We start from the raw sequence: 12,244 nt of genomic DNA, 5'->3' as shown, positions 1-12,244 counted from the left end.
TTTCGGCGTGGGGTTAGCACCAGACGACCCGGCCGTAGTCGACCGTGCGCCGATAGTGGTTGCGACCGTTCCACGGCGTGTACGTGTATTCCATGTAGGCACAACTCAGGACTACGATCCAATGATGCAGTGTGAACAGACTCGCGCTCATTCCAATGCTCCTAGACGGGACGGTGAACGACGAAGCCGGGGGACTGGTAGCCGCCAGTGGTTTCCGGCCGGGGATGCGGCGAGGGTGGAGATCCTCACTGCATGGGGACTATTATAGCCTGCTTACGTACATACGTAAATACGTACTTGCGTAAAAAGATGGGGAAGTTGTTCGGCATGGCAGACGGTCAAGGGGCCGCCCGGAGGCCGCACGCGGAGCGCAGAGCTGGCCGCAGGCCAGGTCGAGCACCGAACGGGTGAGGACGGCAGCGTAGCGGCCCTTGAGGGGCTGACGTGCCGGTGTAGACGCTCCAGTCGAGGGTGTGGGGGTGGTTTCATCTCCCCCGCACCCTTGACGACAGAGGGCGACTCGCTCCCTTCCCGCAGGGCGGGAAGGGCGGGGGATGGGTGGGTGCGGCCGCCGTCGGCGGCCCTGCCCTGCTCGCCTGCTTACAGGCGTCGAAGTCGGTGCGGCCGAGATGGCCGGACCACAAGATGTAGTGCCTTCGGGCAGCTGGTCGGGCACAACATCTTGTGTCTACCTCCTCATGCTCGCATGCGGTAACGGTCCTGCTGCTGACCGGTATTACTGTCGCTGGCCAGCGATCGAGGCTGCCACTGCGATACGTAGTTTTCGTCTGCCTGCATGAGCTTCAGCTCCGTCATGACGTCGCGCACGTCTTGCCGAAGCGCCTCAAGGCGCGCCTGCTGCGGAACGGCTTGCCCTGCTCCGCGATAGCCTTCGCGTACTCGCGACGCTCCTTTTCTCGCGTCTCTTCGGCCTCCTGTCGCCAGTCCTCGAAGCGGGCCATGAAATTATCGAGACGGTGGATGAAGCCGGTGATGCTGAACTTCTCCTCGGCGCGATAGCTCAGATTTTCAGGCTCGTAGGTGTCCGAGCCGGTCAACGTGAACTGAATCTCGTCGCGGCTGGCATAGACCTTCACATCGAATCCGCGATAGCGGCCAACCGGCATCTCGGTGGGTCGATCGAGGATGCCGACAGCCCGCCGCTCGACTGCTTTCTTCATTGCGTACATGACTTCGCCGAGCAGCGTCTCCCGATCCTTCTCACCATAGACGCGGTTCTTGGTCTCGAACCGGAATTGCTCGGTCGTGGCCTTGTCGCGGAGCTCGATCTCGCGGTTCCATCGCGCGACAGCGCGATCCGCGCGCTGGTCTGCATCGGCGAGCCAGCCGATTCGGCTCTCGAGGCTGTGCTGATTGCGCTTATAGTTCGAGAACAGTGCCTCGACCTTCTTCAGGTCGGCACTGAGTTTCACCTGCATGAAGATCAGCGGATTGCCCGTCGCGGCGGCCTTCATCTCGGCCGCATTCGCGGCTTCGCTCGCGACGTCTTCGATCACACGTTGCAAGCTGTCGCCCTTGCGGAACTGTTCGATGCCGGCGGCCTTATATTCGATCGTCTGCCACATGCGGCTGTCGTAGGTCTGCTTGGTCGCGTAGCGCAGGATCTCGACCTCGAAGCCGTCCGGGTCTTCTTCGTAGAACAGGTTGCCCTGCCGCAGAATACGGCCTTCGCGCTGTTCCAGATCGCTCGGCCGCCACGGCGCGTCGAGATGGTGCTCGGCGACGAGGCGCCGCTGTACGTTAGTGCCCGCGCCCATCTTTGCCGTTGAGCCGAGCATGATCCGCGAATGGCCGCGGTTCATGTCATCGAACAGCTTGGCCTTCTGCAGATCTGTCGTCGCCTCGTGGATGAAGCGGATCTCGTGCTCCGGAACGCCGCGCGCGATCAGCTTCGCCTTGATGTCATCGTAGACCGAGAAGTCGGAGTTGCTGGCCAGCAGCTCGTCCATCGAGATAGCAGGCGCCTCATCGTCGCTGTCGTCATCGTTCGCCGCGTCTGCGACCGGCGCAGCCTTCTTCGACAGCTTTGGCGTCGACAGATCGCAGAACACGAGCTGCGTGCCCTTCCGGTCCTTCCACGCCTCCCATATCCGGTAGATGTTGTCGACCGCCGTATTGACCTTGCTGCCGGGATCATCGGCTGCGTTTGGATTGATGAGGCGGAAGTCGAGGCCAGCCTTGCGCGCGTCGTTCGTGATCTTGAGAGGATTGTCGACGCGCGGGTCTTTCGGCAGGTTCTCCATCCGGTGGATGATGGAGCCGCTGTTCCAGTTCTTGAGTGGCGTGCCATCGCCGCGCAGGACAGGCGCGCCATTGTCGTCGAGCACGGGCGTTTGCACGCCCATGAACAGCGCCTGCGCATCGGACCGATCGACGATGATGTTCTGCGGCCGGCCGCCCTGATCTTCGGGACGGGGAAGCGGGTGCCGCGTTCCTCCGCCTGGCGATCGAGGTCCGACTTTGTGATGACGTCGGCGAAGGTGCGGTACAGCGAGATCAGCTCGGGAACGTTCTGGAACTTCGAGAACCGGCTGTTGAGCCGGTAGTTAACGCCCGTTGCGTCCAGCTCCCAGCCTGTGACGACCTGTCCGAAAGTTGACGCCCATGCGTCGAAGTGGACGATGCCGCGCGCTTTGAGCTCGTCGTACTGCAGGTAGCGCTGCATCGTATAGAGCTCGGCGATCGTATTGCTGATCGGCGTGCCGGTCGCAAAAAAGACGCCGCGGCCGTCGTTTGCGCTGTGCAGGTAACGGCACTTCACGAACAGGTCGAACGCCTTTTCGGAGCCGGCGAGATTGCCGAGACCGGACACGCGACTGAGCGTCGTCGTGATGAACAGATTCTTGAATTCATGAGCCTCGTCGACAAAAAGCGCGTCGACGCCAAGGTCGGCGAAGCTGACCGCCAAGTCTTTCGCGCCGGTATCGGCCTTGCGCTCGAGGCGCTCCGTCATGCGCTCCTTCGCCTTCTCCATTTCCTTGATCGTGATCCGGTCGCCCTGCTCCGCTTGATCTGCGTGATCGCGTCCGAGAGATCTTCGATCTGTTCCTCCAGCAGTTCGCGGAAGCGTGTCTTCGGGCATGCCGATCTTCTTGAACGAACTGTGCGCGACGATCACGGCATCCCAATCGCCTGTTGCGATGCGGCCGAACAGCCGCTCGCGTTTCCTTCTTGAAGTCGCTCTTCTCGGCGACGAGGATGTTCGCGTTGGGATACAGCGAGTAAAAGGCGTCCTTCCACTGCAGCAGCAGATGGTTCGGAACGACGAGCATGGGCTTCGACATCAGACCCATGCGCTTGCTCTCCATGATGGTGCCTACGCATACGAGTGTCTTGCCGGCGCCGACGACGTGATCGAACAGCGCCGTGCCGTCCTGAATGCCGCGCCAGATAGCGTCTTTCTGGTGCGGCCGCAGCGTTATGTCGAGCGACGCGCCGGGAAGGTCCAGGTGCGATCCATCGTACTTCGCCGGAATGTTCGTGTTGAAGCGATCGTTGTAGATGCGTGCGAGCATCTCGCGACGGTCCTTGTCTTCCCACACCCAATCGAGGAACGCCTGCCGGATCTCGTCGGCCTTCTGGTTGGCGGCTGCCGTCTGCGAATCGTCAACGCGATAAATCTTGTTCCCGTTCGCGTCCTTGCCCGCCTCGACCTTGACCTGGATCGGACGGTTCGTCAGGGATCGATTCGATGAGCTCGTTCGCGGGATATGCCTCGGTGCCCCACGTGACGCGTGCCGTAGTGCGATCGCCGTGCTCGATGTCGACGAGCCACTTGCCAGCGTCTCCTGATACGTGATGCGCCGGCGCACGTCGCCGAGCAAGTGGCCGACGAACTGGTCGATCACCTGGTCAGGCACCCACGTCGAGCCGAGCTGGATGGAGATGTCGACCGGCTCGATGTCGGCGGGCTGAACGGCGCGCAATGCGTCGACGTTCTCGATGTAGCGGGGATTCTGGCCGGCGGCCGTTTCGGCCGCGCGCAGCTTGGCCTTCACGTTGCCGGTCAGATACTGGTCCGCCGTCTCCCAGCGATCGCGCTCAGGATTCAGGTAGATGAGGCCCTTGAGGTCGCGAATCAACTCGTCCTCGGGCTTGCCTGTGAGGCGCATCATGCGTGCGAGGTCGATGCGGCCACTCTCGTTCATCGACACGACAAGCGCGTCCTTCGCCGTCTCGACGTGCGTCACTTCCTTGCGCGGGCTCATGACGCGTTTCGAGAAGATCGCCGCCTTGTTCGCGCTCGGCCGGCGCGGCTCCACGCCGTGCTTCTTCGCGGTCTCGGGCGAGATGCCCTTGTCGTAGTCGCTTTCGAGCGCGTGCAACAGCGGATACTCGGGATCTCCGACATGGCGAGGCGGTTCGCCTGCGAGCTGACGTGCCCGAACTTGCGCCGAAGTCGTCGTAGACGCGGTTCAGCTTCGAGCGCTTCGAAGTGAGTTCGAAGTCGGTCACATGCTCGGACTGCTCGCCTGCATGAGATCGCGCAGCGCCTCGCGCACCTGGACCATGCCCTTGATGCGCGCGCCGGCGCGCTCGTTCTTGGCTCGACGTAGCTATAGTCGTGCTCATCGAGGATATCCGGCAGGCGTCGCGCGAGCCTTCCGTTTGGCGCGACGAAGAACGAGCCGACCTTGAGCGTGTCCGGCAGCGTGAGCGCCGGTTGTCCTCGCCCCGATCGGTTGCGGTGGCCGCGTCATCGGCGGGCCGATAAACGTCGGCAGGCAGCGCCTGCAGGCGCCGCTCGATCGCGTCGGCAAGGTCGACGCCCGCCTCGGGCACCAGGTCCGCCGCGTCGCGGTGCATCTTGCTGGTGATCGCCATGCGACGGCCACTGTTCAGGATGTCGATAAAGTAGCGGCTTATGGTGATCGGCTCGCCAGTCTCGTGATCTCGTATTTCGCCGACATCGACCCAGCGCCGATCGGGCGTCTCGCCGGCGGCCGCCTTCTGGAAAAAGATGATGTCCGTCGTGACTTCGGTGAGCGCGTTGCGCTTGAAGGCCGTGTTGGGCAGGCGGATCGCGCCGAGAAGTGCGCGCGGTCCCGCGATGTGCTCGCGCGCCGCGGTGTTGGCCGCGTCGAGGAAGTAGCGGCTCACAACGACGGCCATTACCCCGCCTTCGCGGAGCTTGTCGATCGACTTCGCGAGGAAGTAGTTGTGGATCGAGAAGCCGCCCAGCTCGCGATGATGGGGATCGTAGAGTGATTGCGTGCCGAACGGCGGATTGCCGACGCACGCATCGAAATGACCGGCGGGAATCACGACGTCCTGCAGGCCACGGTTGATATGCGTCGCGCTGGGGTACAGATGCCGCGCGATCTCGGCCGTCAGTGGATCGAGCTCAATCGCCGTGAAGTGGGTCGCGGCACGCATCGGCGCCGGCATGAGGCCGATGAAATTGCCGATGCCAGCAGACGGCTCGAAGACGCGGCCGCCGTCGAACCCGATACGCTGGAGGCCCTTGTAGATACCCTCGATGACGGTTTGCGACGTGTAGTGCGCGTCCTGTGTGGAACGGCGCGCACGTTCGTATTCATCTTTGGAGAGAAGGCCGGCGAGCTCGAGGTATTCGTCTTGCCAATCCTGATTGGCGGTGGTCGAACGCTTGCGGAATGCCGCCCCAGCCCACATAGCGCACGAGGATTGCCTGTTCGTCAGGCGTCGCGCTGCGCTGCTCTTCACGAAGCTGCAGGAGCAGCTTCAATGCAGCGATGTTGTCCCGATATTTCGCCTTGGCGCCGCCCTCCCCGAGCCGGTCCGCGGCGGTGATGTTGTAGTCGGCGGGCGTTACAGCTCGGTATGATCTCGTTGCTGACCAGGATCTCGTGCTCCGTCAGGCCGTTCTGCTTCTGGTCGATCGAGCGGCTCAAGACCTGGTGCTCGATCGTCTGCTGCTCCAGAAGCCTGCCCAGCAGGATCACCTCGCCCTGCGCTTCCAGCGAGCGCAGTTTCTCCGGGCTGGTTGAACGCCCAGCGGTCGAGGATCTTCCAGCCCTGCAGGTGATACGAGGGTGAACGCCGGACGGCCTGAATCGTCGTCGGCTTGAGGATTTCGCCGCGATCGACAGCGGCTGAGTTTGACCGGTAAGCATGCTGTGCTCCTTCATCTTCGTCGACATCGATCTGTGCCTGAAGGCTGTCGATGATGTCGGCGGTGGCGTTGAATTCGAAGTCGAATGAGAGTTGGTTGAGATCGTCGGCCGGCTGCCGCTTTTTGCCATGATGTACGCCCTCTAGCCGTTTGTATCATAGGCATTATACAAAATGCGTCCGAAACGGCTAGAGATGTTTAATCAGCGCCGTGCGCGCTGCTTCGTGGCGTATGCGACATATGTCGGCCAGTGTCGTATATCAGCGTCACCCTCCGGGTTTTGGGGCATCGCGGCGGGTCACGCGCGGCGCGTGCCGGTCAGTCGGATGCTGCCGTTCAAAATCGGCACGAAGCTCGGCCAGCGACGCGAGGTCGCTTTCGCCGGCTCCTCGCTGTTGCATTCGGCGTGCGATCGCGTCGAGCTTGTCGGCGAACTGGTGACGTTCGGCCGGCGACCAATCGCGCGCACGCTCTGCGTCGACCCGCTCGCGGCCGCCGGCGGCTGCTCCCAATGTCCTGCGACGAGCCGGTTGTCGTAGATCGGCTCGTCACTGTTCCGTGCGAACACGGTCATTCGGTCGACGAGCTGCTGCGCCTCGAGCTTCTCGACGGTCAGCGGCACGCCGCTGAACGCTGCGTCGTGCTTGTCGCGGTTCGACCAGCGGCCGAAGCCGTTGGCCCGTACCTGACGCTCATATCGCTCGTGAATGCTGAGACGGCTGACGAGCGGGTTGACGGCCATCACGCGGGCCTCGATCCGGTATCCGGCCTCACGCAGCTTCCTGCAGAGCTTGGCCAGGTTGTCCGGGTCGCGCATCGTTCCGTCCACGATGAGATTGCGCCGCGCGGCCATCGCCGCACTCGTCAGTTTGACGGCCCACGGGCCCGCGTCGCCGTGTGTGCGGTCCGCGGCCGTGCGATCGTCCTCACGCATCAGCGCGATGTAGGCCGGATGGTTCTTGCGGAGCTCGTCCGCGTCGATCTTTACGGCGTTGCCGGCGAGCTCCTCCAGCGCTGCACTGGCCAGCCCGGCTTTGCCGGCGCCAGGCTGCCCGCCGAGAATGATCGCTACGGGCCGCTGGGCCGGTCGCGTAGCCCCGAGTGCTTGGGTCTGGATGTCGCGCAGGATCTCGGCATGCGTTTCAGGATCGAGCCGGAATTGCGCGGTGTCGCTTTGGGGAAACGTCTGCTGCTCGCGATCGCCTGAGCGGATGCCGCGCGCGATGTCGCGGGCTACGTCGCGCAGCTCCGTGAGGGTCAATGGTCGGCTGGAAAGTCCCGTCGCACGAAGGGCGCGTTGAAGCGCTGCTCGCACTCCATCCCATGCGCGACCAAGAAAGCTGCGCTCTTCTTCGGCGACGAAGGCGAACACTTCCTCGGCCTTGTGCAGATCTGGAAGCGAGGCGTAGTCACGCTCCACCCGCTTCCAGATGTGGCTCAACGACGGCTCGTGCCGCGTTTCCAGAACGCGATCGAGCAGAGCGCGCTTCTCAGTCGGGCTGAAAGTGTTGAGCCCGTAGTGGCCGAGCAGCTCGTGGCGAAGGGCTCGTCGGACGGCCCCTTCGTCACCCATATTGGAAGCTGCAAGGGTAAAGATGCGTCGGGCCGGGTGGTATGCGCCGTCGATACGGTAGCCGAGCTTTTCGCGGGATGCTTGGGGTCCATAGATTTCCTCCTGTGTTGCGCGCACGACGGCGGTTACGGGAATATTCCCGTTGTACTCGGCGAGGAACTCGTCGACGGCTTTCTGCGCCTCTTCGACCGAGAGTCCGCGCGGGCGATTGTCGTGGATAACCGTCATCGCGCCCTCAGTTCACGCGCTTGCGCGCCACAAGCCTGCCGTATTGCTCGATGGCGCGCGCAACGGCGTCGTGATCGCCGATGCGCAAGCGACTACGCTCGTCGGCAAGTTCGGCTTGTTGCCGTCGCAGTTCGTCAATGCGATCTGAGTTCGGCGACGGCTTCGTTTTCTCGGCTTCGATGTCGCGCGCCTTCAGGCAATCACGTTGCCGATCGTTTCGAGCGCGCACTCATAATCGGCAAGCTGTTCGTCAGTCCAGGTTGTCATAGCGGCATGCTCCGGGCCTTGCGGGCCGTATAGGCTTTGCGTAGCAACACGCATGCGACAGCCACGTCGACCACCCCGAACAGCAATGGCCGCAGAGCGATGGTGTCGTGCTGCATGTAGCCGCGCGCGGCGGCAAAACAGAAAAGCAATCCTATGAGAAGGGCAAGGATCGCAACGCCAGTTTGTACGGTCGTCTTCACGTCAGTTGCCCTCCGTCGTGTTCGGCGCGTCCGGGTCCGTGATGGGGAAGGAGTTCATCATCTGCGACTTGCCGCTGGCCGGTGCCCCGACGACGAGTTGAGCGAACGACTGCGTTACGGTTTGGATATTTGGCCTGTAGTTGCGGGCGGTCAGCGAAGCGTCGGAGCGCGACATCATGCCAACCGGGCCACGCATTCATTGCGATCGAGCCATTCGGGCTTGGCGTCTGGTTGTTGCACCACTCGTCCAGTTCTCGACGCTCGTCAGCGGTAGCCAATCGAGCAACGAGGTGGTCGGGCCTTGCGCGCCGTTGATAATGGCTGTGTCGCACGCATCAATGTCGATCGTGTGCTGTTCGCCGGCTGCGTTTCTGACTTTCAGTTTCATGTTCGGTCCTCTCGGTGGTTCGGTCCTTCGTCACGTCTTCGGCCATTGCTGCGCGCCGTGAAGAAAGCGGATCAGTTCGATGCGTCGGGCGCGCGGCCTAAGCCGATAGACGACGATGAACGGCGTGCGGCTGATGACGAGCTCGCGCGTGCCCTCCACTCGGCCGGGGCGCCCCATTTCGGGATGCTGAATCAGCATGTCGGTCTGCCGCTCGATCTCGTCGAGCTGGCCGAGTGCGGCAACCGGGTTGTCCTGCGCGATGTAGTCGATTGCCTCTTCGCGAGCGCGACGTGCGCGTGGCGTCCATACCAATTCCATCACTTATTGCCGCCTGCGATACGGGCCTTCAGTGCTTCGCGTTGACGCTGCATGTCGTCTTTCACGACGTCGTGCGGCACCCACTTCGTATTCGGATCGTCGGCCTCGGCGAGACCCTGTTCGACCTGCGCGCGGAACCATTTGTCGTGTTCGGCCGCTTCGTGCGTCCGCTTCAGGGCCTCGGCGGTCGGGACGAGTGCGCACCGTGGCCCTGTCCTCCGGGTTCCAGTCCTGCACGTCGAATGAGCCGACAGCCAGCCCGAGGCCGCGCAGCAGCGTCAATGCCTGCGCGGGGTTGCCGAAGCTGCGAGGTTCGCTGCTGCGGCCTTCGCGAGCACGGCCTCGTCGCCGTTGCGCGTGTCGACTTTTACGTAGAAAGCGCCGCCCTGCGCTTTGAGCGTGACGCCCGCGACGCCGCCGGCGTCCGTAGTGGCCCGCAACTGTTCAAGGGTCAAGGTGTGCATCTCGGTCTCTCCGGTGCAATTTAATTGTTATTAGAGTACACGAATAACATTAACATGCAAATTCAGGGACCGGGTGCGGGCTCGGCCGGCTCACGAACAAGCGTGAGCTGGTACTCGGCATGCAGGTGCTGCATCAGGCGTTCCGCCGTCTCGGGACTCTGGCATCGGAACAGGATGATCGCGCCAGGGATGCCCATAGCTCGCTCGACGTAACGGCGTGCCGTGGCCGGCATTTCGTCGTCGTCCGCGATGATCGCCAGGGCGAGGCCTTCGCGGCCGGTGATGTCGATGGTGCGGTCGATTGACCGCTCGACGGCAGGTGTGATTTCAGGGACCGGGTGCGGGCTCGGCCGGCTCACGAACAAGCGTGAGCTGGTACTCGGCTGCAGGTGCTGCATCAGGCGTTCCGCCGTCTCGGGACTCTGGCATCGGAACAGGATGATCGCGCCAGGGATGCCCATAGCTCGCTCGACGTAACGGCGTGCCGTGGCCGGCATTTCGTCGTCGTCCGCGATGATCGCCAGGGCGAGGCCTTCGCGGCCGGTGATGTCGATGGTGCGGTCGATTGACCGCTCGACGGCAGGTGTGATGCGAGGCTTGTTCTCGGCGTCGTGCAGCAGCAACGAGACGATGAAAGGCACGGTGCGGCCGTCGGGCGATGTCGCGTGGTAGGCCGGTACTGCCTCAAGGTAGGCGCGTTCTTGCATGGTCGCTCCGTTACGGGGTGTTGCGGTCGATTGCCAGAAATGGAGTGTTGCCGCCGACCTGCGGGTCGACCGAGCCGAAGGCGGCGACGTTCGCCGCCCGCTGCTTGAGCCACTTATCGATCAGCGTGCGGGCTTCGTCGTCGCTGACCTGGACAAGTCGCCCATTGTCGGAGAAAAAGACCGGCATGCGGAACGTCTTGCTGCCGTCGACGGCGATAGCGATCTCGACCCATCGCTGTTTGCCGTCGCTGACGCGATAGAACGTGGTCTGGAAGCCCTGCAGCACTTCGCGGTGAGTGCCCTGAGCGTCGGCCTCGGCGGGCGGCTTGCGGTCGCAAGCGGCGAGCGACGCTATAAGCGCGAGCGCGATGACGCATCGTTTCATGAATTCACCTCTGCTCGCCATTTCAGATAGTCCTCGACGCGATAGAAGCCGGCGGCCGCCGCGTTACGCTCGAGCGCCCACGTCGTTTCGCCTGGCTGGATCAGCGCGCGCAGCTCAGGGGGATAGAAGGCTCCTGCCTCGACTGCGGCAGGGTCGTTGTCGGGAGATTCGTCGTCGGCCGTGGCGTCTGTCTCGCCATCGTCGGGCTGCGTGGCGCAGTCCTGATAGTCGATAGGATCGCCGTAGATTTCCCGTTCCCGTTCGGCCCACGGCTTCTGCTGCCAAATCGCCTTTACGTCGTCGTCAGAAAGGCCCGACGCAGCCAGGTAGTCGAATGCGTAATCGGTGATCTCGTCGGCGTTGATACCGAGCAGCAACGCGAGGCGCTGCCGCGCCGCTTGCTCTTCGCGTTGCATCTCTTCGTAAAACGCGTCGAACTCAGCCATCTCGGCGGCATCCTCGGCTTCCCGGCGCGCGCGCTCCGCACGAAGATCGATCTCAACTTGTTGCTGGGTACTGCGCGCACGGTCAAGCACCTCTGTCCAGTTCGGCGGTGGCGGGCAGACGCCAGCCTGCACGAGGCGCGCGTTCTGATAGTCGATGAAGGCCATGTTCTCTTCGGGAGTCACGACGGGCGGATCGGTCGCCACGTCGTCGATTGCGCGTGGCAAGCCGCGCTTCGTGCGGCCTGTGCCCGCGCGATCGACAAGATAGCGCTCGCGCCATGCTTCGCCTCGTGCGCGCTTGCCCTCGGCTTCCAGGCTGGTCGTGTACCGCATGAGCCATGCGTGCATGTACCACTGGCGTTCCTGCGCGTACTTGATGGTCAGGTCGTGGAAGCGTTGGTAGAACGCTTCGTCGTGGCCGCAGTCGAGACTATCCCCTTCGTGTGCGACCTCATGCTCCACCAAGCTGAAAATGTACGCGGCAGCTTTGAGCGGCACCGTCTTGAGGCGCTTCACGACGTCGACGGTCAGCGCGATGTAGGTTTCCCCATCGGTCCAAGCCTCTGCGGTGTTCGACTCGCCCAGCAGGATCTGGAAAGATTTGCCGCCCCTCACGATGGGACTGCCGTGGTAGCGACGTTCGCCGCCGGTCAGAACGGCGGCATAGTGGTGAAGGATCGTGCGAAGCGCGGTCCACGCACGGCGAGTCTCTTTCCAACGCATCGCGTTCAGTGACAAGCGCTGTGCGCTCAACGAAGGCGTCACGTAACGTCGCGAAGTCCACGAGCTCGGGCAACTCGAGCGTATCCAGGCCCCAAAAACGGGTACCGTTTTTCTCAATATCCTCGCGGATGTTGGCGTGGATGCGGTCCACGCAGTCAACCAGGTCGTGTGCGTTGTAACAACCGAAGCGCTCGAGCGTCTTGGGGTGAACGACGACAGCGATGCCCTCGCGGGCAATCGCTTCGCCCTTGGGCACGTCGAAGCCGTTCTCGACGACTGTGAAGCGGTTGCCCTGGCGCTTGTTGTGGCTGTAGCGGCACTTGCGCAGGAACGCCTGCATCGTCAGGTTTCGCTTTCCCGGCAGCACCGTGATGACCTCTTCCTTCTCGTAGAGATCTGCACGATGTTCGGGTCACCGGCGAGCAGCGCG

General features: G+C 63.0%; 16 protein-coding genes. 1 reads left to right on the top strand and 15 read right to left on the bottom strand.

Translation table 11 applies throughout. The features are described from left to right. Window positions 1-13: 13 nt before the first annotated feature. The 15 genes from BCR55_RS33230 to BCR55_RS29270 form a co-directional block, all read right to left on the bottom strand. The gene (locus tag BCR55_RS33230; RefSeq protein WP_175403861.1) at window positions 14-151 is read right to left on the bottom strand and encodes a hypothetical protein; all 138 of its coding nucleotides are present in this window, start codon (window positions 149-151) and stop codon (window positions 14-16) included. Between the two features lie 661 nt (window positions 152-812). Continuing rightward, entirely contained in the window at window positions 813-2,366 is a 1,554-nt protein-coding gene (locus BCR55_RS33710; protein WP_254661876.1) for a helicase C-terminal domain-containing protein, read from the bottom strand. A gap of 504 nt (window positions 2,367-2,870) precedes the next feature. Continuing rightward, window positions 2,871-3,536, bottom strand: a complete 666-nt coding sequence (locus BCR55_RS33705; RefSeq protein WP_254661893.1) for a DEAD/DEAH box helicase family protein — start codon at window positions 3,534-3,536, stop codon at window positions 2,871-2,873. A gap of 526 nt (window positions 3,537-4,062) precedes the next feature. Then, the gene (locus BCR55_RS33700; protein ID WP_254661875.1) at window positions 4,063-5,706 is read right to left on the bottom strand and encodes an Eco57I restriction-modification methylase domain-containing protein; all 1,644 of its coding nucleotides are present in this window, start codon (window positions 5,704-5,706) and stop codon (window positions 4,063-4,065) included. Then, window positions 5,703-6,116: a hypothetical protein gene (locus tag BCR55_RS33695; protein WP_254661874.1), complete on the bottom strand. Its 414-nt coding sequence runs from the start codon at window positions 6,114-6,116 to the stop codon at window positions 5,703-5,705. Before BCR55_RS33695 ends, BCR55_RS33700 begins: the two co-directional genes overlap by 4 nt. Window positions 6,117-6,413: 297 nt before the next feature. Then, a complete protein-coding gene (locus tag BCR55_RS29310; RefSeq protein ID WP_254661873.1) occupies window positions 6,414-7,916 on the bottom strand; it encodes a zeta toxin family protein in 1,503 nt (500 codons plus the stop codon). A gap of 7 nt (window positions 7,917-7,923) precedes the next feature. Then, a complete protein-coding gene (locus BCR55_RS32000; protein WP_254661872.1) occupies window positions 7,924-8,145 on the bottom strand; it encodes a hypothetical protein in 222 nt (73 codons plus the stop codon). A 34-nt stretch (window positions 8,146-8,179) separates the two neighbouring features. After that, window positions 8,180-8,383, bottom strand: a complete 204-nt coding sequence (locus BCR55_RS29305; protein ID WP_043293136.1) for a hypothetical protein — start codon at window positions 8,381-8,383, stop codon at window positions 8,180-8,182. Between the two features lies 1 nt (window position 8,384). Further along, the gene (locus BCR55_RS33690; RefSeq protein ID WP_254661871.1) at window positions 8,385-8,579 is read right to left on the bottom strand and encodes a hypothetical protein; all 195 of its coding nucleotides are present in this window, start codon (window positions 8,577-8,579) and stop codon (window positions 8,385-8,387) included. Beyond that, a complete protein-coding gene (locus BCR55_RS33685) occupies window positions 8,580-8,771 on the bottom strand; it encodes a hypothetical protein (protein ID WP_254661870.1) in 192 nt (63 codons plus the stop codon). Between the two features lie 30 nt (window positions 8,772-8,801). Continuing rightward, complete coding sequence (locus BCR55_RS29295; RefSeq protein WP_011875781.1) at window positions 8,802-9,089, bottom strand: type II toxin-antitoxin system RelE/ParE family toxin; 288 nt, start codon at window positions 9,087-9,089, stop codon at window positions 8,802-8,804. A gap of 278 nt (window positions 9,090-9,367) precedes the next feature. Continuing rightward, a complete protein-coding gene (locus BCR55_RS33680) occupies window positions 9,368-9,553 on the bottom strand; it encodes a hypothetical protein (protein WP_254661869.1) in 186 nt (61 codons plus the stop codon). Between the two features lie 62 nt (window positions 9,554-9,615). Continuing rightward, complete coding sequence (locus BCR55_RS33675; RefSeq protein ID WP_254661868.1) at window positions 9,616-10,260, bottom strand: hypothetical protein; 645 nt, start codon at window positions 10,258-10,260, stop codon at window positions 9,616-9,618. A 10-nt stretch (window positions 10,261-10,270) separates the two neighbouring features. Beyond that, window positions 10,271-10,645: a hypothetical protein gene (locus BCR55_RS29275; protein ID WP_065497240.1), complete on the bottom strand. Its 375-nt coding sequence runs from the start codon at window positions 10,643-10,645 to the stop codon at window positions 10,271-10,273. Beyond that, window positions 10,642-11,844 carry a hypothetical protein gene (locus BCR55_RS29270; RefSeq protein ID WP_254661867.1) on the bottom strand — a complete coding sequence of 401 codons (1,203 nt, stop codon included), beginning with the start codon at window positions 11,842-11,844 and terminating at the stop codon, window positions 10,642-10,644. Before BCR55_RS29270 ends, BCR55_RS29275 begins: the two co-directional genes overlap by 4 nt. A gap of 106 nt (window positions 11,845-11,950) precedes the next feature. Here BCR55_RS29270 and BCR55_RS33670 point away from each other — a divergent pair. Beyond that, the coding region (locus tag BCR55_RS33670) for a hypothetical protein (protein WP_254661866.1) at window positions 11,951-12,244 on the top strand (294 nt) is incomplete at its 3' end.

The sequence above is a fragment of the Burkholderia sp. CCA53 genome (assembly GCF_001685525.1).
GTDB classification, from domain to species: domain Bacteria; phylum Pseudomonadota; class Gammaproteobacteria; order Burkholderiales; family Burkholderiaceae; genus Burkholderia; species Burkholderia multivorans.
Note: the sequence above shows the minus strand (reverse complement) of the source record. Positions and strands in the feature narration are given on the sequence as shown.

Bases quoted from the DNA above. Each gene is read 5' to 3' on its own strand.
- BCR55_RS33230 (WP_175403861.1), bottom strand. From the start codon at position 151: ATGAGCGCGAGTCTGTTCACACTGCATCATTGGATCGTAGTCCTGAGT.
- BCR55_RS33710 (WP_254661876.1), bottom strand. From the start codon at position 2,366: ATGGGCGTGCAAACGCCCGTGCTCGACGACAATGGCGCGCCTGTCCTG.
- BCR55_RS33705 (WP_254661893.1), bottom strand. From the start codon at position 3,536: ATGCTCGCACGCATCTACAACGATCGCTTCAACACGAACATTCCGGCG.
- BCR55_RS33695 (WP_254661874.1), bottom strand. From the start codon at position 6,116: ATGCTTACCGGTCAAACTCAGCCGCTGTCGATCGCGGCGAAATCCTCA.
- BCR55_RS29310 (WP_254661873.1), bottom strand. From the start codon at position 7,916: ATGACGGTTATCCACGACAATCGCCCGCGCGGACTCTCGGTCGAAGAG.
- BCR55_RS33690 (WP_254661871.1), bottom strand. From the start codon at position 8,579: ATGCGTGGCCCGGTTGGCATGATGTCGCGCTCCGACGCTTCGCTGACC.
- BCR55_RS33685 (WP_254661870.1), bottom strand. From the start codon at position 8,771: ATGAAACTGAAAGTCAGAAACGCAGCCGGCGAACAGCACACGATCGAC.
- BCR55_RS29295 (WP_011875781.1), bottom strand. From the start codon at position 9,089: ATGGAATTGGTATGGACGCCACGCGCACGTCGCGCTCGCGAAGAGGCA.
- BCR55_RS33680 (WP_254661869.1), bottom strand. From the start codon at position 9,553: ATGCACACCTTGACCCTTGAACAGTTGCGGGCCACTACGGACGCCGGC.
- BCR55_RS33675 (WP_254661868.1), bottom strand. From the start codon at position 10,260: ATGCAAGAACGCGCCTACCTTGAGGCAGTACCGGCCTACCACGCGACA.
- BCR55_RS29275 (WP_065497240.1), bottom strand. From the start codon at position 10,645: ATGAAACGATGCGTCATCGCGCTCGCGCTTATAGCGTCGCTCGCCGCT.